The sequence below is a fragment of the Amycolatopsis sp. Hca4 genome, from assembly GCF_013364075.1.
GTDB lineage: Bacteria > Actinomycetota > Actinomycetes > Mycobacteriales > Pseudonocardiaceae > Amycolatopsis.
This window is the reverse complement of sequence record NZ_CP054925.1, coordinates 3,580,492-3,604,191: the sequence shown is the minus strand read 5'-3', so window position 1 is coordinate 3,604,191 and position 23,700 is coordinate 3,580,492. Positions and strand designations below refer to the sequence as shown.

Here is a 23,700-nt window from a genome sequence, read left to right as displayed (position 1 = left end):
CTGGAGCTGAACCATGGCCACGCCCGAGAAGGTGCTCGACGCGCTGCGTGCCTCCGTCAAGGAGGCCGAGCGGCTGCGCCGCCAGAACCGGCAGCTCGTCGAGGCCGCGACCGAGCCGATCGCCATCGTCGCGATGGCCTGCCGGTTCCCCGGTGGCGTGCGCTCGCCGGAGGGGCTGTGGGACCTGGTGGCCCGCGGCGGGGACGCCGTCTCGGCGTTCCCCGCCAACCGCGGCTGGGACACCGCGGCGCTGTTCGACGACGCCGGCCGCGCGGGCACGACGTACGCCAGGGAAGGCGCGTTCCTGCACGACGCCGACCTCTTCGACGCCGGCTTCTTCGGGATCTCGCCGCGCGAGGCCCTGGCGATGGACCCGCAGCAGCGGGTGCTGCTGGAGACGTCGTGGGAGGCCTTCGAGCGCGCCGGGATCGACCCGGCGGCGCTGCGCGGCAGCCGGACCGGCGTGTTCATGGGCTCCAACGGGCAGGACTACCCGACCCTGCTGCGCTCGTCGGCCGAAGACGTCGAGGGCTACCTCGGCACCGGCAACGCGGCGAGCGTCGTCTCCGGCAGGCTCGCCTACCTGTTCGGGTTCGAGGGCTCGGCGCTGACCGTCGACACGGCGTGCTCGTCGTCGCTGGTCGCACTGCACCTGGCCGCGCAGGCGCTGCGGCAGGGCGAATGCGACCTGGCGCTGGCGGGCGGGGTCACGGTGATGGCGACGCCGGGCACGTTCGTCGAGTTCAGCCGCCAGCGCGGGCTCGCGCCGGACGGCCGGGTCAAGGCGTTCGCCGAGGCGGCCGACGGCACCGGCTGGGGCGAAGGCGCCGGCGTGCTGCTGGTGGAGCGGCTGTCCGACGCCCGGCGCCTCGGGCACGACGTCCTGGCCGTGGTGCGCGGTTCGGCGGTCAACTCCGACGGCGCCTCCAACGGCTTGACCGCCCCGAACGGCCCGGCCCAGCAGCGGGTGATCCGGGCGGCTCTCGACAACGCCCGGCTGTCCGCTTCGGACGTCGACGTGGTCGAGGCGCACGGGACCGGCACGACCCTGGGCGACCCGATCGAGGCGCAGGCGGTGCTGGCCACCTACGGCCAGGACCGGACGGCGCCGCTGTGGCTGGGCTCGGTGAAGTCCAACATCGGCCACACCCAGGCGGCGGCGGGCGTGGCCGGGGTGATCAAGATGGTCATGGCGATGCGCCACGGTGTCCTGCCGCGGACGCTGCACGTCGACGCGCCTTCGTCCCATGTGGACTGGTCGGCCGGTGCGGTGGAGCTGCTGACCGAGCCGCGCGAGTGGCGCGCGGACCGCCCGCTGCGGGCCGCGGTGTCGTCGTTCGGCGTCAGCGGCACCAACGCGCACACCATCCTCGAGTCGGTTCCGCCTGCCGAGCCGGTGCCCGCCGAGGCGCCGGTGGGCACGCTGACGCCGTGGGTGCTCTCGGCGAAGTCCCCGGAAGCCCTGCAGGCGCAGCTTTCCCGGTTCGCCGAGGTGACCGCCGATCCCGCGGATGTCGCCCGGACGCTGATCACGCGCACCGCGCTCGACCACCGCGCGGTCGTCCTCGACGCGAAGGTGGTCACCGGAGAGGTCCGGGAAGACGGCCGGCTCGCGGTGCTGTTCACCGGTCAGGGCGCGCAGCGGGCCGGGATGGGCCGGGAGCTGTACGAGCGGTTCCCGGTTTACGCTTCGGCGTTCGATACCGTGCTGGCGCATTTCGGTCCGGGGTTGCGTGAGGCGTTCGAGGATTCTTCGTTGTTGGAGCGGACGGAGTTCACGCAGCCGGCGTTGTTCGCGGTCGAGGTGGCGTTGTTCCGGTTGGTTTCTTCGTGGGGTGTTCGTCCGGATTTTGTGGCGGGGCATTCGATCGGGGAGATTTCGGCGGCGCATGTGGCTGGGGTGTTGTCTCTTGAGGATGCTTGTCGGTTGGTTGCGGCGCGGGCGTCGTTGATGCAGGCGTTGCCGGTCGGTGGGGCGATGGTGTCGATTGCTGCGTCGGAGGGTGACGTTGAGCTGTCCGAGGGTGTGTCGATTGCGGCGGTGAACGGGCCGGAGTCGGTGGTGATTTCGGGTGATGAGGCTGCGGTGTTGGAGGTCGCGGCGAGGTTCGTCAAGACGAAGCGGTTGAAGGTGAGTCATGCGTTCCATTCGCCGTTGATGGACCCGATGCTGGCCGAGTTCCGTGCGGTGGCGGAGACCCTGACGTATCACCCGGCGGAGATTCCGGTGGTTTCGAACGTGACCGGTGCTCTTGCCGAGCCGTTCACCGCGGACTACTGGGTGCGCCACGTCCGGGAGGCCGTGCGGTTCGCCGACGGGGTCGCCACCCTCGAAGCCGAAGGCGTCCGCACGTTCCTCGAACTCGGCCCCGACGGCGTCCTCAGCGCCATGGTCGGCAGCGCCGCCGTCCCGGCGCTGCGCCGCGACCGGCCGGAGGAACGGACCCTGCTGACCGCGCTCGCCGGGGTGTGGGTCCGCGGCGGCGCCGTCGACTGGGCCGCCTACCTGCCCGCCGGGCCGCGGACCGACCTGCCCACGTACCCGTTCCAGCGGAGCCGGTTCTGGCCCGCCCCCGCCCGGCAAGGCCGTACCGCCGACCGGTACCGGGTCACCTGGACGGCTTTGACGCCCACCGGCAGCCCGGACCTCGCCGGTGACTGCCTCGTCGTCGACCCGTCCCCGGAGCTGGACGCCGCCCTGGCCGGGTGGGACGGCCGTGTCGTGCGGCTCGACGGCCCGGTCACCGCCGAGGAGCTCCGCGGCCTCGAGCCGGTCGTCGTGCTCAGCGGCGCCGGTGCGGAACGGACCGTCGGCCTCCTCCGTGCCCTCGGCGAGGCCGGGATCGAGGCGCCCCTGTGGTGCGTCACCTCGGGCGCCGTACGGGTCACCGGCGCCGATCCCGGGCCGGACCCGGACCAGGCCGCCGTCTGGGGCCTCGGCCGTGTCGCCGCGCTCGAACACCCCGGCCGCTGGGGCGGCCTCATCGACCTCTCGTCCACTGTGGACCCGGAGCGGTTCCGTGCGCTGCTCGGCGGGGACGAGGACCAGGTCGCCGTCCGCGCGGAAGGCACGTTCGGCCGCCGGCTGGAGCACGCGCCCCCGGCGTCCGGTCCGCAGTGGACTCCGCGGGGGACGGTGCTCGTCACCGGCGGCACCGGCGCGCTGGGCGGGCACGTCGCCCGCCGCCTCGCCCGCGAAGGCGCCGACCACCTCGTGCTCGTCTCGCGCCGGGGTGCCGACGCGCCCGGCGCCACCGAACTGGGTGCGGAGCTGGCCGAACTCGGCACCCGGGTGACGTTCGCGGCCGGCGACGTCGCGGACCGGGACTTCGTCGCGGACCTGCTCGACCGGGTCAGCCCCGGGCTCACCGCCGTCGTGCACACCGCGGGGGTGGTGCGCTCCGCCCCGCTGTCCGAAGTGGACGACTTCGCCAGGCAGTGGGCGGCCAAAGCCACCGGCGCCCGCCACCTCGACGACCTCCTCGCCGACACCGACCTCGACGCGTTCGTCCTGTTCTCCTCGATCGCCGGGGTCTGGGGCAGCGGGCAGCAGGGGTGCTACGGCGCGGCCAACGCCTACCTCGACGCGCTCGCCGAAGCCCGCCGCGCCCGCGGCCTGGCCGCCACCGCGGTGGCCTGGGGCCCGTGGGCGGACGGCGGGATGGCCGCCGACAACGACGCCGAGGACTACCTGCTCCGCCGCGGCCTCCGGGCCCTGGAGCCGGGTGCGGCCGTCTCGGCCCTGCTCCGGGCCGCGGGCGGCGACACGAACGTGACCGTCGCCGACGTCGACTGGCCCCGGTTCACCGCCGCCTTCACCTCCCGGCGGCCGAGCCCGCTGCTGACCACGATCCCCGAAGCCGTCGTCGACGAGCCGGCCGCCGAACCCGGCGGGCTCGTCACCCGGCTGCGCGGCCTGTCCCCGGCCGTCGCCGACGAGGTGCTGCTCCAGCTGGTCCGCGACCAGGCCGCCGCGGTGCTCGGCCACCCCAGCGCCGCCGCCGTCGCCCCGGACCGCGCGTTCCAGGACATCGGCTTCGACTCCCTGACCGCGATCGAGCTGCGGGACGCGCTGCGCATGGAGACCGGGCTCGCGCTGCCCGCGACGCTCGTCTACGACTGGCCCACGCCCCGCGCCCTCGCCGGGCACCTGCGGGCCGGGGTGCTGGGCGACGCGGCCGCCGAAGCCACCACGACGGTGTCCGCGGCCGACGGCGAGCCGATCGCCATCGTCGCGATGAGCTGCCGGTACGCGGGCGGGATCGCCTCCCCGGAGGACCTGTGGCGCCTGGTGTCCGAGGGCGCGGACGCGGTGTCGGGCTTCCCGGCCGATCGCGGCTGGGACCTGGAGAACCTCTACGACGCCGACCCCGCGCGGCTCGGCTCGGTGACGGTGACCGAAGGCGCGTTCCTCGACGCGGCGGGCGGGTTCGACGCCGGGTTCTTCGGCATCTCGCCGCGCGAAGCCCTCGCGATGGACCCGCAGCAGCGGCTCCTGCTGGAGCTCGCGTGGGAGGCGTTCGAGCGCGCCGGCCTCGACCCGGCGACCGTGCGGGGCAGCCGGACCGGCGTGTTCGCCGGCACCAACAGCCACGACTACACGACGCTGCTCCTGGACTCGGCCGACGTCCTCGAGGGCCACCTGGCCACCGGCAACGCGGCGAGCGTCGCCTCCGGGCGGCTGGCCTACACCTTCGGCCTGGAAGGGCCGGCCGTCTCCGTCGACACGGCGTGCTCGTCTTCGCTGGTCGCTCTGCACCTGGCGGTCCAGTCGCTGCGGCTCGGCGAGTGCTCGATGGCGCTGGCGGGCGGTGTCACCGTGATGGCCACCCCGGGCACGTTCGTCGAGTTCAGCCGCCAGCGCGGCCTGGCCGCCGACGGCCGCTGCAAGGCGTTCGCGGACGCCGCGGACGGCACGGCCTGGGGCGAAGGCGCCGGCCTGCTGCTGCTGGAGCGGCTGTCGGACGCCCGTCGCCACGGCCACCGGGTCCTGGCCGTGGTCCGCGGCTCGGCGGTCAACTCCGACGGCGCGTCCAACGGCCTGACCGCCCCCAACGGACCGGCCCAGCAGCGGGTCATCCGCGCCGCGCTGGCCGACGCCGGTCTATCCGCTTCGGACGTCGACGCGGTCGAGGCGCACGGCACCGGCACCACCCTGGGCGACCCGATCGAGGCCCAGGCCCTGATCGCGACCTACGGCCAGGAGCGGGAATTGCCGCTGTGGCTCGGTTCGGTGAAGTCCAACATCGGCCACACCCAGGCGGCGGCGGGCGTGGCCGGGGTGATCAAGATGGTCATGGCGATGCACCACGGCGTGCTGCCGCGGACGCTGCACGTCGACGCGCCTTCGTCCCATGTGGACTGGTCGGCCGGTGCGGTGGAGCTGCTGGCCGAGGCGCGCGCGTGGACGGCGGACCGCCCGCTGCGGGCGGCGGTCTCGTCGTTCGGCATGAGCGGCACCAACGCGCACACGGTCCTGGAGGCCGTGCCCCAACCCGAAACCACGCCGACCGCGGCACCGGGACCGGTGCCGTGGGTGCTGTCGGCCCGGTCCGCCGAGGCGTTGCGCGGACAGGCGCAGGCGCTGCTCACCCGCGTGGACGAGTCCCCGGCCGATGTCGGCTTCTCCCTGGTCACCACCCGGGCTGCGTTGCCGCACCGCGCGGTCGTCGTCGGCGACCTCGCGGCCGGCCTGACCGCGCTGGCCGAGGACGCTCCGGCCGCGAACGTGGTCACCGGCGCGACCGGCGATCCCGGCAAGGTCGCCCTGGTTTTCCCCGGGCAGGGTTCGCAGTGGGCCGGGATGGCGCTCGAACTCGCGGAGTCTTCGGAAGTGTTCGCGGCACGCCTCGACGAGTGCGCGGCCGCCCTGAGTTCCTTTGTGGACTGGTCGCTGCGGGAAGTACTGGCCGACGCCGAAGCGCTGACCCGGGTCGACGTGGTGCAGCCCGCGCTGTTCGCGGTGATGGTGTCGCTGGCGGAGTTGTGGCGCTCGTTCGGTGTGGTGCCGGACGCGGTGGTCGGCCACTCCCAGGGCGAGATCGCGGCTGCGGTGGTGTCGGGCGCGTTGTCGCTGCCGGACGGCGCGCGCGTGGTGGCGTTGCGCAGCAAGGCGATCCTGGCGCTGGCCGGGCGGGGTGGGATGGTCTCGGTGGCCGCGCCGCTCGCCGACGTCGAAGCACGGCTGACCGAAGGTCTCTCGGTCGCGGCGGTGAACGGGCCGGCCGCGGTCGTGGTCTCGGGCGAACCGCAGGCCCTCGACGCGCTGATCGTTTCCTGCGAAGCCGACGGCATCCGCGCCAAGCGGGTGCCGGTGGACTACGCGTCCCATTCGTCGCAGGTCGAGCAGCTGCGGGACGAACTCCTCGATGTCTTGGCTCCGATCACGCCCCGGGAAGGCGAGATCGCCTTCCTCTCGACGGTGACGGGTGAGTGGAACGAGCGGGTGGATGCCGAGTACTGGTACACCAACCTCCGCAGCACGGTCCGCCTCGACCAGGCGATCGAGCGACTGAAGGGCGAAGGGTTCGGCACGTTCATCGAGGCGTCGCCGCACCCGGTGCTGACCATGGCGCTCGGCGAGGACGTCGTCGCGATCGGTTCTCTGAAGCGGGACGACGGCGGCTTGACCCGGTTCCACACCGCGCTCGCCGAGGCCCACGTCCACGGCGTCCGGGTCGACTGGACCCCGGCCTTCCCCGGCGCCCACGCCGTCGACCTCCCCACCTACGCCTTCCAGCGCAAGCAGTACTGGCCCCGCCCGGCTGCCCGCACCGGCGACGCCGCCGGGCTCGGCCTCGGCGCCGTCGACCACCCGCTGCTCGGCGCCGCCGTCACCCTCGCCGACGAGGACCGGCTCGTGCTCACCGGACGGCTGTCCCGGCAGACCCACCCGTGGCTCGCCGACCACGAGATCCGCGGGGCCGCCCTGCTGCCCGGCACCGCCTTCGCCGAACTCGCGATCCACGCGGGCGACCACGCCGGCTGCGGCACCGTCGAAGAGCTCACCCTCGGCGCGCCGCTGTCCGTGCCCGCGACCGGCGGCGTCCAGCTCCAGCTCGTCGTCGACGCGCCGGGCGAGGACGGCCGCCGTGGCCTGACCGTCAGTGCCCGCCCGGACCGGCCCGGCGCCCGCTGGACCCGGCACGCCCAAGGCGTCCTGGCCCCCGGCACCCCGGATCCCGGCGGCCTCCCGGCCGAGTGGCCGCCCGCCGGTGCCGAGGCCCTCGACGTCGACGGCCACTACGCCGCGCTCGCCGACGCCGGCTACCGCTACGGGGCCGCCTTCCGCGGCCTGCGCGCGGCCTGGCGGCACGACGGCGAGGTGTTCGCCGAGGTCGAGCTGCCGTCCCCCGACGCGTTCGCCGTGCACCCGGCCCTGCTCGACGCGGCTCTGCACGCGCTGGGCCTCGGCGGGTTCTTCCCCGACGACGGCCAGGCCCGGCTGCCGTTCGCCTTCACCGACGTCGCCCTGTTCGCCACCGGGGCCACCGCCCTGCGCGTCCGCCTGGCCGCGGCCGGGCCGAACGCGGTCTCCGTCGTGGCGACGGACGCGGCCGGGAACCCGGTCGCGCGCATCGGCTCCCTGGCGTTCCAGGTCGTTTCGTCCACAGTGGACGAAACACCGGATGCGCTGTTCCGCACGGAATGGATCCCGCTCACGGCCGACGGTGACGTCCCGGAGTTCAGCTGGCTCTCCGGCCCCTTGGCCGACCTCGACGCCGTGCCGGACGCGGTCGTCCTGCCGGTGACCGGCGTCGACCAGGTCCTCACCACCGTGCAGGAATGGCTGGCCGGGGACCGGTTCGCGGACGCCCGGCTGGTCGTGCTCACCACCGGCGCGGTCGCCGCGCTGCCCGGCGACCCGGTGCCCGCGCTGGCGCAGGCTCCGGCCTGGGGCCTGGTCCGCGCGGCCCAGTCCGAGCACCCGGGCCGGTTCGTGCTCGTCGACGTCGACGAGCGGGCCGCCCGGGAAGCCGCCATCGGCACCGCGCTCACTTCGGGGGAACCGCAGGTCGCCGCCCGCGCCGGGACGCTGCTCGTCCCGCGCCTGGCCCGCCCGGCGACCGAGCTGGCCCTGCCGGCGGATCGCGGCTGGCGCGTCGGCACCACCGGCACCGGCACGATCGACGGCCTGGCGACGTTCCCGGTGCCGGAGACGGCTCTCGGCCCCGACGAGATCCGCGTCGAGGTCCGCGCGGCCGGGCTGAACTTCCGCGACGTCCTCATCACGCTCGGGATGTACCCGGGCCAGGCGCTGATGGGCGGCGAGGCCGCCGGTGTCGTGCTGGAGACCGGGGAGCGGGTGCGCGGGCTGGCCGCCGGCGACCGCGTCACCGGGCTGTTCACCGGTGCGCTCGGCCCGGTCGCGGTCACCGACCACCGCCTGGTCACGCCGATACCCCAGGGCTGGAGCTTCGCCGACGCCGCGTCGGTGCCCGTCGCCTTCGCCACCGCCTACTACGGTTTGTTCGACCTCGGCGGCCTCGAAGCGGGCCAGTCGGTGCTCGTCCACGCGGCCGCGGGCGGCGTCGGCATGGCCGCCGTGCAGCTGGCCCGCTGGAAGAACGCCGAGGTGTTCGCCACCGCCGGCCGCGGCAAGCACGACGTGCTGCGGGAACTCGGGCTCGACACCGTCCACATCGGAGACTCCAGGGCGCTGTCCTTCGAGGACCACTTCCGCGCGGCGACCGGCGGCCGCGGGGTCGACGTCGTCCTCGACGCCCTGGCCGGCGAGTTCGTCGACGCGTCCCTGCGGCTGCTGCCGCGGGGCGGCCGGTTCGTCGAAATGGGCAAGGCCGATGTCCGTGACGCGGGCGAAGTCGCTCGCGTCCACGAAGGTGTGCGCTACCGCGCGTTCGACCTCATCGAAGCCGGACCCGAGCGGCTGCAGGAGATCCTGCGTGAGCTGGCCGGGCTCTTCGAGGCCGGGGTGCTCACCCCGCTGCCGCGGCGGACCTGGGACATCCGGCAGGTGCCGGAGGCGTTCCGGTTCATCAGCCAGGCCCGGCACGTCGGCAAGAACGTCGTCACGCTGCCGCGGCCGCTCGACACCGGTGGCACCGTGCTCGTCACCGGCGGCACCGGCACGCTCGGCGCCCGGATCGCCCGCCACCTGGTGAGCGCGCACGGCGTCCGGCGGCTGCTCCTGCTCAGCCGCCGCGGCCCGGACGCGCCCGGTGCCGCGGAGCTCACCGCCGATCTGACCGCGCTGGGTGCCGACGTCACCGTCGTCGCCTGCGACGCGGCCGATCGGGAGGCGCTCGCCGCCGTGCTGGCCGGCCGTCGGCTGACCGGGGTCGTGCACAGCGCCGGTGTCCTCGACGACGGCCTGGTCACCGGCCTCGACCCCGACCGCCTCGCGAAGGTGCTGCGCCCCAAGGTGGCCGCCGCCGTCAACCTGCACGAACTCACCCGGGACACCGACCTCGCGCTCTTCGTGCTGTTCTCGGCCGCGGCCGGCGTGTTCGGCACGGCCGGGCAGGGCAACTACGCGGCCGCGAACACCGCCCTCGACGCACTGGCCGCGCACCGCCGCGCGCTCGGCCTGCCGGGCCTGTCACTGGCCTGGGGCCTGTGGGCGGAGGCCAGCGGGATGACCGGGCACCTCGGCGACACCGACCTGGCCCGGATGTCGCGGGGCGGCATGACCGGGCTGTCCGACGCCGAAGGCCTGGCGCTGTTCGACGCGGCCATCGCCCGCGGCGAGACCCTCGCCGTCCCGGCGCGGCTCGACCTCTCCGCGGCGGCCGGCCCGGTCCCGCCGCTGCTGCGCGGGCTCGTCCGCGGCACCCGCCGCGCGGCCACCGCGGCGCCGGACGGCGGCGACCTGGCCGCCCGGCTGGGGCCGCTGCCCGCCGCCGAACGCGACCGGCGGCTGCTGGAACTGGTCCGCGACCACGTGGCCGCGGTGCTCGGGCACGACACGGCGGCCGAGATCGAGCCGGGCCGCTCGTTCGCCGAGCTCGGCTTCGACTCGCTGACCGCCGTCGAGCTGCGCAACCGCCTCGGCACCGCGACCGGCCTGCGGCTGCCCGCGACGCTCGTGTTCGACCACCCGGCCCCGGCCGCGCTGGTGGCCTTCCTGCGGACCGGGCTGTTCGGCGGTGTCGCCGAGCCCGCACCCGCGCCGGTGGCTCCGGCGGCGGCCGACGGGGACGACCCGGTGGTGATCGTCGCGATGAGCTGCCGCTACCCGGGCTCGGTCGCCTCGCCGGAGGACCTCTGGTCGCTGGTGGCCGGCGGCGTCGACGCGATCTCGCCGTTCCCCGCCGACCGCGGCTGGGACCTCGACGGCCTGTACGCGCCGGAACCCGGCACGCCTGGGCGCATCTCGACGCGCCACGGCGGGTTCGTGGCCGACGCGGCCGGGTTCGACCCGGAGCTGTTCGGCATCTCGCCGCGCGAGGCGCTGACCATGGACCCGCAGCAGCGGCTGCTGCTGGAAACGACGTGGGAGGCGTTCGAACGCGCCGGGATCGACCCGCTGTCGGTCCGGGGCAGCCGGACCGGCGTGTTCGTCGGCGCGGCCACCTCCGGCTACGGCGCCGGCGCGGCCACCGACGGCCTCGAAGGGCACCTGATGACCGGCGGCACGTCGTCGGTGGCGTCGGGCCGGCTGTCGTACGTGTTCGGCCTGGAGGGCCCGGCGCTGACGGTGGACACGGCGTGTTCGTCGTCGCTGGTGGCGCTGCACCTGGCGGTGCGGGCGCTGCGCAGCGGCGAGTGCGACCTGGCCCTCGCGGGCGGCGTGACGGTGATGCCGACCCCGGGTGTCCTGCTCGCCTTCAGCCAGCAGCGCGGCCTGGCCGGGGACGGCCGGTGCAAGGCGTTCGCCGAGGGCGCGGACGGCACCGGCATGGCCGAAGGCGCCGGCCTGCTGCTGGTCGAGCGGCTCTCGGACGCGCGGCGCCACGGCCACCCGGTGCTCGCCGTGGTGCGGGGTTCGGCGGTGAACTCCGACGGCGCGTCGAACGGCCTGACCGCGCCGAACGGCCCGGCCCAGCAACGGGTGATCCGTGCGGCACTCGCGGACGCGGGCCTGTCACCGTCCGAAGTGGACGCGGTGGAGGCGCACGGCACCGGGACGAAACTCGGCGACCCGATCGAAGCACAGGCCCTGCTGGCGACCTACGGCCAGGACCGCGGCGAGCCGCTGCGGCTCGGCTCGGTGAAGTCGAACCTGGGCCACACGCAGGCCGCGGCCGGCGTCGCGGGCGTGATCAAGATGGTCATGGCCATGCGGCACGGCGTCCTGCCGCGGACCCTGCACGTCGACGTCCCGACGTCCCGGGTGGACTGGACGGCGGGTGCGGTCGAACTGCTGACGGAGGCTCGCGAGTGGACCTCCGACGGGCCGCGACGCGCCGGTGTCTCGTCGTTCGGCATCTCCGGCACCAACGCCCACACCATCCTCGAACAGGCCCGGGACGCCGTGGTCGCGGACCGCGAGCCGGTCGCCGGGCCGGTGCCGTGGGTGCTGTCGGCCAAGAGCCCGGCCGCCCTGCGCGCCCAGGCCGCCCGGCTGCACGAGTTCCTCGACGGCCGCGACGTGGCCCCCGCCGACGTCGCGCTCAGCCTGGCCACCGCCCGGGCCGACTTGGGCCACCGCGCCGCCGTCGTCGGCGAGACCGGCCCGGAGCTGCTCGCCGGGCTGGCCGCGTTCGCCGCGGGCGACCTCGGCGCGATCACCGGCAGCGGCACGCCCGGCCGCCTGGCCGTGCTCTTCACCGGGCAGGGCGCGCAGCGGCCCGGGATGGGCGAGGAGCTGTACGCGCGGTTCCCGGTGTTCGCGCGAGCCTACGACGAGGTGCGTGCCCTCCTCGGGGACATCGACGGGGACCGGCTCGACCAGACCGGGCACGCGCAGCCGGCGATCTTCGCCCTCGAAGTCGCGCTGTTCCGGCTCGTCGAGTCCTGGGGCGTCCGGCCGGACTTCGTGGCCGGGCACTCGATCGGCGAGCTGGCCGCCGCCCACGTGGCCGGCGTCCTGTCGCTGCCCGACGCGTGCGCGCTGGTCACCGCGCGGGCGAGCCTGATGCAGGCGCTGCCCGAGGGCGGCGCGATGGTCGCCGTCGCGGCGTCCGAAGCGGACGTTCTGGCGGTGCTGCCCGCCGACGTCGGCATCGCCGCGGTCAACGGGCCCGACAGCACAGTGGTCTCCGGCTCGGAGACGGCCGTGCTGGCGCTCGCGGGCGAGTTCGCGGCCCGCGGTGTCAAGACCAAGCGGCTGCGCGTGAGCCACGCCTTCCACTCGCCGCTGATGGACCCGATGCTGGCGGACTTCGGTGCGGTGGCGGCGAACCTGACCCACCACGAGCCGGTGATCCCGGTCGTGTCCACCTTGACCGGTGTGCTCGCCGAGCCGTTCACCGCGGACTACTGGGTGCGGCACGTGCGGGAGACCGTCCGGTTCGCCGACGCCGTGGCGACCCTGGCCGGCCTCGGGACGGGCACGTTCCTGGAGGTCGGCCCGGACGGCGTGCTGGCGGCGATGGCGGCCGGGATCGCCGACGTCCCGGCGATCCCGGCGTTGCGGGACGGCGAGGCCGAGCCGCGGGCCGTGGTCACCGCGTTCGCGCGGCTGCGGGCCGCCGGGTTCCCGCTCGACGCCTCGGCACTCATCGACGGCGCCCGGCGGACCGAGCTGCCGACCTACGCGTTCCAGCGGTCGCGGTTCTGGCTCGAAGCCGCGCCGCCGAAGTCCGATGTGGACGGGTGGCGGTACCGGGTCACCTGGCGTCCCGTGGCCGCGGCGGCGGGACGGCTGACCGGACGCTGGCTCGTCGTCGGCGACGGCCCCGCCGAGGAGGTCGCGCAGGTGCTGGCCGCCCACGGCGCCGAGCCGGTGGTCGTCCCCGGTGCCGGGGACCGCGTCGCGCTGACGGCCCTGCTGCGCGAGCACGCCGACGTCGAAGGGATCGTGTCCCTGCTGGCCTTCGGTGGCGCGGCCGAGGTCGGGCTCGCCGCCAACCTCACGCTCACCCAGGCCCTCGCCGACGCCGGGATCCCGGCCCGGCTGTGGTGCCTCACCCGGGGCGCGGCCAAGGACGTTTCCCGTCCGGACCAGGCGACCACCTGGGGCTTCGGCCGGATCGCGGCCCTGGAGCTGCCGTCCGCCTGGGGCGGCCTCGCCGACCTGCCGGAAACCCTCGACGCGGCGGCCGGCGCCCGGCTGGCCGCCGTCCTCGCCGACGGCACCGAGGACGAGGTCGCCATCCGGCCGGACGGCGTCTTCGCCCGCCGGCTCGTGCCCGCACCGGCCCGGGCGGCCCGGGACTGGCGGCCCCGCGGCACGGTGCTGGTCACCGGCGGGACCGGTGCCCTCGGCGCCGCGGTCGCCAGGGAACTCGCCGCGTCGGGCGCCGAGCACCTCGTCCTCACCGGCCGCCGCGGCGCCGACGCGCCCGGTGCGGCCGAGCTGGCCGCGGAACTGTCCGCGCTCGGTGCCCGCGTCACGCTCGCCGCCTGCGACGCGGCGGACCGGAGCGCACTGGCGGGGGTGCTCGCGGCGATCCCGGCCGAACTGCCGCTGACCGCGGTGGTGCACGCCGCAGGCACCGGCCAGCACGGCCCGCTCACCGCGGTCACGCCGGAGGAGGTGTCCGCGGTCCTGGCCGGGAAGGTGGCCGGCGCCCGGCACCTCGACGAGCTGACCCGCGGCCACGACCTCGACGCGTTCGTGCTGTTCTCCTCGATCTCCGGGGTGTGGGGCAGCGGCGAGCAGGCGGTCTACGGCGCGGCCAACGCGTTCCTCGACGCGCTGGCCGAAGAGCGCCGGGGCCGCGGGCTGGCCGCGACCGCGATCGCCTGGGGCCCGTGGGCCGGCTCGGGGATGGCCGCCGACGCCGACGCCGTCCGGATGCTGCGCGGGCGCGGGCTGCCGCCGATCGACCCGGCGCACGGCGTCGCGGCCTTCCGGCGGGCCTGGGAGGCCGGCGACCCGGCCGTCGTCGTCGCCGACGTCGACTGGGCCCGGTTCGCGCCGGTGTTCACCGCGGCCCGGCCGCGGCCGCTGCTGGCCGAGCTCCCCGCCGTGCGGGCCGCGCTGGCCGAGCCGGAACCGGCACCGACCGGGTTCGCCTCGCTGCCGGCGGGGGAGCGGCCGAAGGAGCTGCTGACGCTCGTTCTCGAGCAGGTCGCGGGCGTGCTCGGGCACACCTCGGCCGCCGCGATCGGCCCCGAGCGCGCGTTCAAGGAACTCGGCTTCGACTCCCTGATGGCGGTCGAGCTGCGCAACCGGCTCGGCGCCGGGACCGGGCTCAGCCTGCCCGCGTCCCTCGCCTTCGACCACCCGACCGCCGCCGACTTGGCCGAGGAGCTCGACCGCCGGTTCGGCGGCCCGCGGGACGGCGTCCGGCTCCTCGACGAACTCGACCGGCTCGAGGCCGCGTTCGCCGGCGTCACCGAAGCGGACCTGGCCCGGGTCCCGGCGAGCGACGAGATCACCGCGCGCCTGAGGGGCTTCCTGAGCCGGTGGACCGAGCTGGCCGGCGGTACCGACCTGGGCGGCGCCGACGACGACGAGCTCTTCGACTTCATCGACAGCACTTTCCGGACCTCGTGAGAAACAGTGGGGCTTCCATGGCCAACGAGCAGAAACTCCGTGACTACCTCAAGTTCGTCACGGCCGATCTGAAGGACACCCGCGACCGGCTCGCCGAGGTCGAGGCCCGGGACGCCGAGCCCGTCGCGATCGTGGCCATGAGCTGCCGCTACCCGGGCGGCGTCGGCTCGCCCGATGACCTGTGGCGGCTGGTCTCGGCCGGCACGGACGCGATCGGCGGCTTCCCCGGCGACCGCGGCTGGCCGATCGGAGCGTTCCAGGGCGGTTTCCTGCACGACGCGGCCGAGTTCGACGCCGGCTTCTTCGGCATCTCTCCCCGCGAAGCCCTGGCCATGGACCCGCAGCAGCGGCTGCTGCTGGAGACGTCGTGGGAACTGCTGGAGCGGGCCCGGATCGCGCCGAAGTCGTTGCGGCGCAGCAGCACCGGCGTGTTCGTCGGCGGGGCGGCGTCGGGCTACGGCACGTCCGGCACCGACTCTGATCCGGACGTGGCAGGCTACCTGCTGACCGGGACGGCGGGCAGCGTGCTGTCCGGACGGCTGTCGTACCACCTCGGCCTGGAGGGCCCGTCGGTCACGATCGACTCGGCCTGTTCGTCGTCGCTGGTCGCCCTGCACCTCGCGGCCCAGGCGCTGCGGCGCGGCGAGTGCACGCTGGCCATCGCCGGCGGGGTGACGGTCATGGCCACCCCGGGGACGTTCGCCGAGTTCGACCGCCAGGGCGGCCTGGCGGCGGACGGCCGCTGCAAGGCGTTCGCGGACGCGGCGGACGGCACGGGCTGGGCCGAGGGCGTGGGCCTCCTGCTGGTCGAGCGCCTGTCGGACGCGCGCCGCCACGGCCACCCGGTGCTGGCGGTCCTGCGCGGCTCGGCGGTGAACTCGGACGGCGCGTCGAACGGCTTGACCGCCCCCAACGGCCCGTCCCAGCGCCGCGTGATCACTGCGGCCCTGGCGGCGGCGGGACTGTCTTCATCGGACGTCGACGTCGTCGAGGCGCACGGAACGGGAACGGCGCTGGGCGACCCGATCGAGGCGCAGGCGCTGCTGGCGACGTACGGTCAGGACCGCCCGGCCGACCGGCCGCTGTGGCTCGGTTCGGTGAAGTCGAACATCGGGCACACGCAGTCGGCGTCCGGGGTGGCGGGCGTGATCAAGATGGTGCTGGCGATGCACCACGGCGTTCTCCCGCGGACGTTGCACGTGGACTCGCCGTCGTCCCAAGTGGACTGGTCGGCAGGCGCGGTCGAGTTGCTGACTTCGGAGCGGGCGTGGCCCGCCGACCGGCCGCGGCGGGCGGGTGTTTCGTCGTTCGGCATCTCCGGGACCAACGCACACGTGATCCTGGAAGAGGTGGAGCCGCGGCCCGCGCCGGCGCCGGCCGAGGTGACGGGCCCGGTGCCGTGGCTGGTGTCCGCCCGGGGTGCGGACGCGCTGCGCGCCCAGGCGGCGGCGCTGGTGCCGTTGGCGGACGAGCCTCTCGCCGAGGTGGGTTCGGCGCTGCTTTCCGGGCGTTCTGCGTTCGAGGACCGGGCGGTGGTGTTCGGATCGTCCACTTCGGACTTTCTCTCCGGACTTACGGCTCTCGCGGACGGCGTCGACGCGCCCGATCTGGTGCGTGGACAGGTTGTGCGGGGCGGTCTGGCGGTGCTGTTCACCGGTCAGGGGGCGCAGCGGGTCGGGATGGGTCTTGGGCTGTACGAGCGGTTTCCGGTGTATGCGGCCGCGTTCGATGCGGTGCTTGCGCACTTCGATCCTGCTCTTCGTGATGCTTTCTCCGATGCTTCCCTGTTGGATCGGACGGAGTTCACGCAGCCTGCGTTGTTCGCGGTCGAGGTGGCGTTGTTCCGGTTGGTTTCTTCGTGGGGTGTTCGTCCGGATTTTGTGGCGGGGCATTCGATCGGGGAGATTTCGGCGGCGCATGTGGCCGGGGTGTTGTCTCTGGAAGACGCCTGTCGCTTGGTTTCCGCCCGGGCGTCGTTGATGCAGGCGTTGCCGTCGGGTGGGGCGATGGTGTCGATCGCGGCGCCGGAGTCGGCGATCGTTCTCACCGAGGGTGTTTCGATCGCGGCGGTGAACGGGCCGGAGTCGGTGGTGATTTCGGGCGAGGAGGCCGCGGTGCTGGCGATCGCGGCTCGGTTCCCGAAGACGAAGCGGCTCGCGGTGAGTCATGCGTTCCATTCGCCGTTGATGGATCCGATGCTGGCGGAGTTCCGTGCGGTGGCGGAGTCTCTCACGTATCACTCGGCGGAGATTCCGGTGATTTCGAATGTGAGTGGTGCTCTCGCTGAGCCGTTCACGGCGGAGTATTGGGTGCGGCACGTGCGGGAGGCGGTCCGGTTCGCCGACGGAGTATCCACTTTGGAATCTTCCGGGGCCGGGGTGTTCCTGGAACTCGGGCCCGAGGGCGTCCTCAGTTCGATGGTGCCGGGGGTGGCCGTCCCCACCCTGCGGAAGGACCGCTCCGAAGAGAGAGCACTGCTCACCGCGTTGGCCACGCTGCACGTCCACGGGGTGCCGGTCGATTGGACACCGTTCCTGCCGTCCGAGACCCGGGTCGACTTGCCGACGTACGCGTTCCAGCGGCAGCACTACTGGCTCACGGGCGCAGCGGAAGTGGCCACGGAGGATCAGCAGTTCTGGTCGGCGGTCGAGAGCCCGGACCTGGCGGCGACACTCGGTCTGGACGCGGAGCTGGCGGAAGCGGTGCGCCCGGCGCTGTCGGCCTGGCGGCACCGGAGCCGCGTGGCCGCGTGGCGGTATCGCGCCGAGTGGACTGCGTTGGCCTTGCCCGAAGGCTCCCCTGGCGACTGGTTGCTGATCGCCCCGGAGTCCGACGAAACGGCCGCGGAACTGGCCGCGTCGCTCACCGGCGTGGTGCGGGTTGCGGCGACCGGAGCGTCCCGGGCCGAGCTGGCCGGCCGCCTCCGCGACCTCCCGGACCACGACTGGACGGGCATCCTCTCACTGGGTGGCGACGTCCCCTCGACGTTGACGCTGCTCCAAGCGCTCGGAGACGCGGAAATCGGGGCGCCGCTGTGGTGCTTGACGCGAGGGGCGGTGACGATCGGCCGCGCGGACCCGCTCGGTGCCCCCGACCAGGCGGCACTGTGGGGCTTCGGCCGCACGGCGGCCCTCGAGTGCCCGGACCGGTGGGGAGGCTTGGTGGACCTGCCGCCGAAGCTGGACGGCCGCGCCACGGCCCGGTTGCTCGCGGCTCTGTCCGGCACCGAGGACCAGGTGGCGATCCGCGCTTCGGGAGTGTTCGGCCGCCGGTTGGTGCCCGCCGCGGCTCACCCAGCCCACGACTGGTCTTGCCGCGGAACGGTCCTGATCACCGGCGGCACGGGTGCCCTCGGCGCGCGCGTCGCCCGGTGGGCTGCTTCGCGGGGAGCCGATCGGCTCGTCCTCGCCTCGCGACGGGGTCCGGATGCTCCCGGCGCCGCCGAGCTGGCCGACGCACTTCGTGCCGGTGGTACCTCGACGGTCGTCGAAGCCTGCGATGTCACCGATCGCGCTGCGGTGGCGGCCCTGGTCGAACGGATCGGTGCCGACCTGCGGGTGGTCGTCCACGCGGCGGGTGTTCTCGACGACGGCGTCCTCGACGCCCTGACCCCGGAGCGCGTCGCCCGTGTCGAGGCGGCGAAGGTCGCCGGGGCCCGCCACCTCAGCGAACTGACCCGAGACCTGGACGCGTTCATCCTGTTTTCCGGCCTGGCCGGAACCCTCGGAGCGGCGGGCCAAGCCGGCTACGCGGCGGCCAATGCCGGTCTCGACGCCCTCGCGGAAGCACGCCACGCCGCCGGCCTGCCCGCGCTGGCGGTCGCCTGGGGGCCGTGGGCCGGAGGCGGGATGGCGGCCGACGAGGTCACGGCGCGGCTCAGCGCGGCCGGGCTGCGGCCGCTCGATCCCGAGCCGGCCCTGGTTGCGCTCGAAGGTGCGCTGGTCGCGGGGGAGACGACGGTCGCGATCGCCGACGTCGACTGGGCGAGGTTCGGCCCGGCCTTCACGGCGGTGAGGCCGAGCCCGCTGCTCGCCGGGCTGCCGTTGGCCGGCAATGCCGCCGCGGGAAGCGCGGAGGCCACCGGCAACCCGGCCGCGGGCTTCGCCACGACCGGAGGCCACAACCCTGGCACGGCGGGCGGCCGCAGTTCGGCCACGACCGGAGGCCACAACCGCGGCACGGCGGGCGGCCGCAGTTCGGCCATGACCGGCAACCGCTACCCCGACTCGGTCGGCGGCCCCCAGGTCACCGCGGCCGGCGGCACCGCCACCGCAGCCGGAGCCCGCGACTTCGCCGCGACCGGCGGTCCCGACTTCGGCCTGGCCGGCGCTCGAAACCCCGCCGCGAGTGGCCCCCGCTTCACCGCGGCCGGAGTCCAAGAGCTCGTCCGCGAGCACGTCGCCGCCGTGCTCGGGCATGCCTCGCCCGCCACCCTCGATCGGGCTCGTCCCTTCAGCGATCTCGGGTTCACCTCCCTCTCGGCCGTCGAATTGCGCAACCGTCTCCGGGTGGCCACCGGGCTCGACCTGCCCGCCACCCTCACCTACGACCACCCCGACCCCGCCTCCCTCGCCCGCCACCTGAGTGCACTGCTCTCTGGCGAGAGCACTGCTCTCGAAACAGAGCACCACTCCACCTCCGATGACGAACCGATCGCGATCGTCGCGATGGCCTGCCGGTTCCCCGGTGACGTCCGCTCTCCCGAAGACCTCTGGGACCTCGTCGCCCGCGGGGCCGATGCGCTGTCCGCCGCGCCCACCGATCGGGGCTGGCCGTCCGGGCTCGCGGCCGTCAAACCGGGCGGGTTCCTGACCGGTGCCGCGGACTTCGACGCCGAGCTCTTCGGGATCTCGCCGCGCGAAGCCACCGCGATGGACCCCCAGCAGCGGATCCTCCTCGAGACCGCGTGGGAGCTGTTCGAACGCGCCGGCCTCGATCCGCGGTCGGTGCGCGGGGAGCGCATCGGCGTCTTCGCCGGCACCAACGGCCAGGACTACCCCGCCCTGCTCACCGACGCGGGCGACGACGTCGCCGGGTACGTCGGCACCGGCAACGCCGCGGCCGTCGTCTCCGGCCGGATCGCCTACGCTTTCGGGCTCGAAGGCCCCGCTGTCACCGTGGACACCGCCTGCTCGTCGTCGCTGGTCGCGCTGCACTGGGCGCGCCAGGCGCTGCGGTCGGGCGAGTGCGACCTGGCCGTCGCCGGCGGTGTCACCGTGATGGCGACGCCGGGCGCGTTCGTCGAGTTCGACCGCCAGGGCGGCCTCGCCCCCGACGGCCGCTGCAAGGCGTTCGCCGAGGGCGCCGACGGCACCGGCTGGGGCGAGGGCGCCGGCCTGCTGCTGGTCGAGCGGCTCTCGGACGCGCGCCGCCACGGTCACGAGATCCTGGCCGTGGTCCGGGGATCCGCGATCAACTCCGACGGCGCGTCGAACGGCCTGACCGCGCCGAACGGCCCGTCGCAGCAACGGGTGATCCGCGCGGCCCTCGCCGACGCGGGACTGCAACCGTCCGAAGTGGACGCCGTGGAGGCGCACGGCACCGGGACGAAGCTCGGCGACCCGATCGAGGCGCAGGCCTTGCTCGCCACCTACGGCCGGCACCGCGAAGAGCCGCTGTGGCTGGGCTCGGTCAAGTCCAACCTGGGCCACACGCAGGCCGCGGCCGGCGTTGCCGGCATCATCAAGATGGTCATGGCGATGCGGAACGGCGTGCTGCCGCAGACCCTGCACGTCGACGCCCCGACGTCCCACGTGGACTGGTCGGCGGGCGCGGTCGAGGTGCTCACCGAGACCAGGAAGTGGCCGTCCGACCGGCCGCGGCGCGCGGGTGTCTCGTCGTTCGGGATCTCCGGCACCAACGCCCACACGATCCTCGAGCAGGCGCCGGACGACGTCGTCGTGCACGACACCGCGCCGGCCGGGCTGCTCCCGGTGCCGGTCTCGGCGCAGACCGAGAACGGGTTGCGGGAGCAGGCCCGCCGGCTGCTCGACGCCGACCGCGGCGCCCTGCCGGACGTCGCGGCCACCCTGGCGACGGGCCGCGCGGCGCTGTCCCGGCGCGCGGTGGTGCTCGCCGCGGACGACGGCGATCTGGTCCGCGGCCTGACGGCACTGGCGGCCGGGACGCCGGACCCGGGCGTGCTCCGCGGCGACGTCCGGCCGGGCTCGCTCGCCGTGCTCTTCACCGGGCAGGGTGCGCAGCGGGCCGGCATGGGCCGGGGGCTCTACGACCGGTTCCCGGTGTACGCGGAAGCTTTCGACGCGGTCTGCGCCGAATTCGACCGGCTGCTGGACCGGCCGTTGCACGACGTGGTCTTCGACGGGTCCGGTTTGGACGATACCGGCTGGACACAGCCCGCGTTGTTCGCCGTCGAAGTCGCGCTGTACCGGCTGTTCCGGTCGTGGGGTGTTCGCCCGGACTTCGTGGCGGGGCATTCGATCGGGGAGATCTCGGCCGCGCATGCCGCCGGCGTGATGTCCCTTGTGGACGCTTGCCGGTTGGTGGCGGCGCGGGCGTCGTTGATGCAGGCGTTGCCCGCCGGTGGGGCGATGGTGTCGATCGCCGCGCCGGAGTCGGCGATCGAGCTGGCCGAGGGTGTTTCGATTGCGGCGGTGAACGGGCCGGAGTCGGTGGTGATTTCGGGCGAGGAGGCCGCGGTGCTGGCGATCGCGGCTCGCTTCCCGAAGACGAAGCGGCTTTCGGTGAGCCATGCGTTCCATTCGCCGTTGATGGATCCGATGCTGGCGGAGTTCCGTGCGGTGGCGGAGTCGCTGACGTACCACCCGGCGGAGATACCAGTGCTCTCGAATGTGAGCGGTGCTCTCGCTGAGCCGTTCACGGCGGAGTATTGGGTGCGGCACGTGCGGGAAGCGGTCCGGTTCGCCGACGGGGTGTCCACTTTGGAGGCCGCCGGGGCCGGGGTGTTCCTGGAGCTGGGGCCGGACGGGGTGCTGAGCTCGATGGTCCCGGGCACGGCGATCCCGGCGCTGCGCCGCGACCGCGACGAGGAGCGCACGTTCTTCACGGCCTTGGCCGGGTTGTACACCGCCGGGGTGCCAGTGAACTGGACCAATCTGCCCGGACGCCGGATTCCGTTGCCCACGTACGCCTTCCAGCGGGAACGGTTCTGGCCGGCGGCGCGTCCGGCCGGTGGCGAGATCGACGCTCGGTTCTGGTCGGCGGTCGACCGCGCCGACGTCGCCGGGCTCGCGGCGGGGACGGGGGTGCCGGAGGCGGATGTCGCGAAGGTGCTGCCCGCGCTGGCGTCGTGGCGGCGGGACCGGGCCGAAGCGGTGGGGACGGAGTCGTGGCGCTACCGGGTGACGTGGGTGCCGCTCCCGGAGCCGGTCGCGGCGGTGCCGTCGGGCCGGTACGCGATCGTGGCGGCGCCGGGAGCGGCTCGGCGCTGGGCGGACGCGCTGGAACGGCCGGGGGTGGTGGTCGCCGTGCCGGGAGAGTTGGAGTCGACGGAACGGTTCGACGGAGTGGTCTTGGTCTCCGCCCCCGGCGACGACGCCCTGACCGACGCGGCGACGCTGGCCAGGGCCGAAGTCGCGGGCTCGTTGTGGTGCGTGACGGTGGGCGCGGTGGCGGTTCCCGGCGACGAGACCGCCGGTGACCCGGAATTGGCCGCGCTGTGGGGTTTCGGCCGGGCACTGGCGCTGGAGAAGCCGGACGGCTGGGGTGGTTTGGTCGATGTCCCGGAGACACCGGACGAGCACCTCGCGGCCCAGGCCTGGGGAGTCATCACGGGTACGAGTGAAGGGCAGCGATCAACCTCGACCGGCGAAGACCAGCTCGCCCTGCGCCCCTCCGGCGCGTACGCGCGCCGCCTGGTCCGTGCCCCTCTCCCTGTACCCACCCACCCCTGGACCCCCACCGGCACCCTGCTCATCACCGGCGGCACCGGCGCCCTCGGTGTCACCGTTGCCCGCTGGGCCGCCGAGGCCGGTGCCGCCCACCTCGTCCTCCTCAGCCGCCGGGGCCCAGACGCGCCGGGAGCACAAGCCCTCGTAGACGACCTCCGAGCCACCGGAACCGAGGTGACCGTCCTCGCCTGCGACGTCTCCGACCGCGATGACCTCGCCAAGACCCTCGAGCAGCTCCCCGAGGTCACCGCAGTCGTGCACGCCGCCGGGGTCAGTCAGGCCACCGCCTTCGCCGACCTCTCCGAGCAGGACTTCCAGGCCGTCCTCCGCGCCAAGGTCGCCGGGGCCGAGCACCTCGACCAGCTGCTCGGCGACGACCTCGATGCCTTCGTCCTCTTCTCCTCCATCTCCGGCGTCTGGGGCGCCGGCGGCCAAACCGCGTACGCCGCGGCCAACGCGCAGCTCGACGCCCTTGCCGCGCGTCGGCGTGCGGCGGGCCGGGCCGCCACCTCCGTTGCCTGGGGGCCGTGGGCCGGCAGCGGGATGGCCGCCGGGGCCGCCGAGCAGGAACACCTGCGCCGCCGCGGGCTGACACCCCTGGCGCCCGCCGGGGCGCTGGGGGCGCTGCGGACCGCCGTCGGGGCGGGGGAGACCTCCGTCGTCGTGGCCGATGTCGACTGGGCCCGGTTCGCCCCCTCCTTCACCGCCACCCGGCCGAGCCCGCTGCTGGCCGAGCTGCCCGAGGCGTGCCTTTCCGACGTACCGGTGCCCGAGACCACGCGGTTCGCGGGACTGGCGCCTGCCGACCTGCGGGCGGAGCTGCTCACCCTGATCCGGACCGAGGCCGCGCAGGTGCTCGGGCACGCCACGACCGCCGCGGTCGAGGCGAACCGGGCCTTCAGCGAACTCGGCTTCGACTCGCTCACCGCCGTCGAGCTGCGGACCCGGCTCGCCGCCGCGACCGGGCTCACCCTGCCCCCGACCCTGGTCTTCAACCACCCCAACGCGACCGCGCTCGCCGAGCACCTGCAGGCGCAGCTCGGCGACGGTGCCCCGAGCGTCCTGGCCGAGCTCGACCGGCTCGAAGCCGCACTGGCCGCCGGCGAACCCGACCGGCTGACGCGCAGCGAGCTCGCCGTGCGGCTGCAGACCCTGCTCGCCCGCTTCGCCGAAAAAGAAGAAGAAAAGGCGAGCGAGCTCGATTTCGCCGACGACGACGCACTTCTCGCTTTCATCAACAATGATCTCGGTAAATTGTAATAC

The 23,700-nt window shown here is 74.6% G+C and carries 2 protein-coding genes; both read left to right on the top strand.

The window, feature by feature from the left end:
* Nucleotides 1-13 precede the first annotated feature (13 nt).
* On the top strand, nucleotides 14-14,566 hold the full coding sequence (locus HUT10_RS51000) for a type I polyketide synthase (RefSeq protein WP_254896888.1): 14,553 nt from the start codon (nucleotides 14-16) through the stop codon (nucleotides 14,564-14,566).
* A 17-nt stretch (nucleotides 14,567-14,583) separates the two neighbouring features.
* Complete coding sequence (locus tag HUT10_RS50995; RefSeq protein ID WP_176171877.1) at nucleotides 14,584-23,697, top strand: type I polyketide synthase; 9,114 nt, start codon at nucleotides 14,584-14,586, stop codon at nucleotides 23,695-23,697.
* Nucleotides 23,698-23,700: the final 3 nt, after the last annotated feature.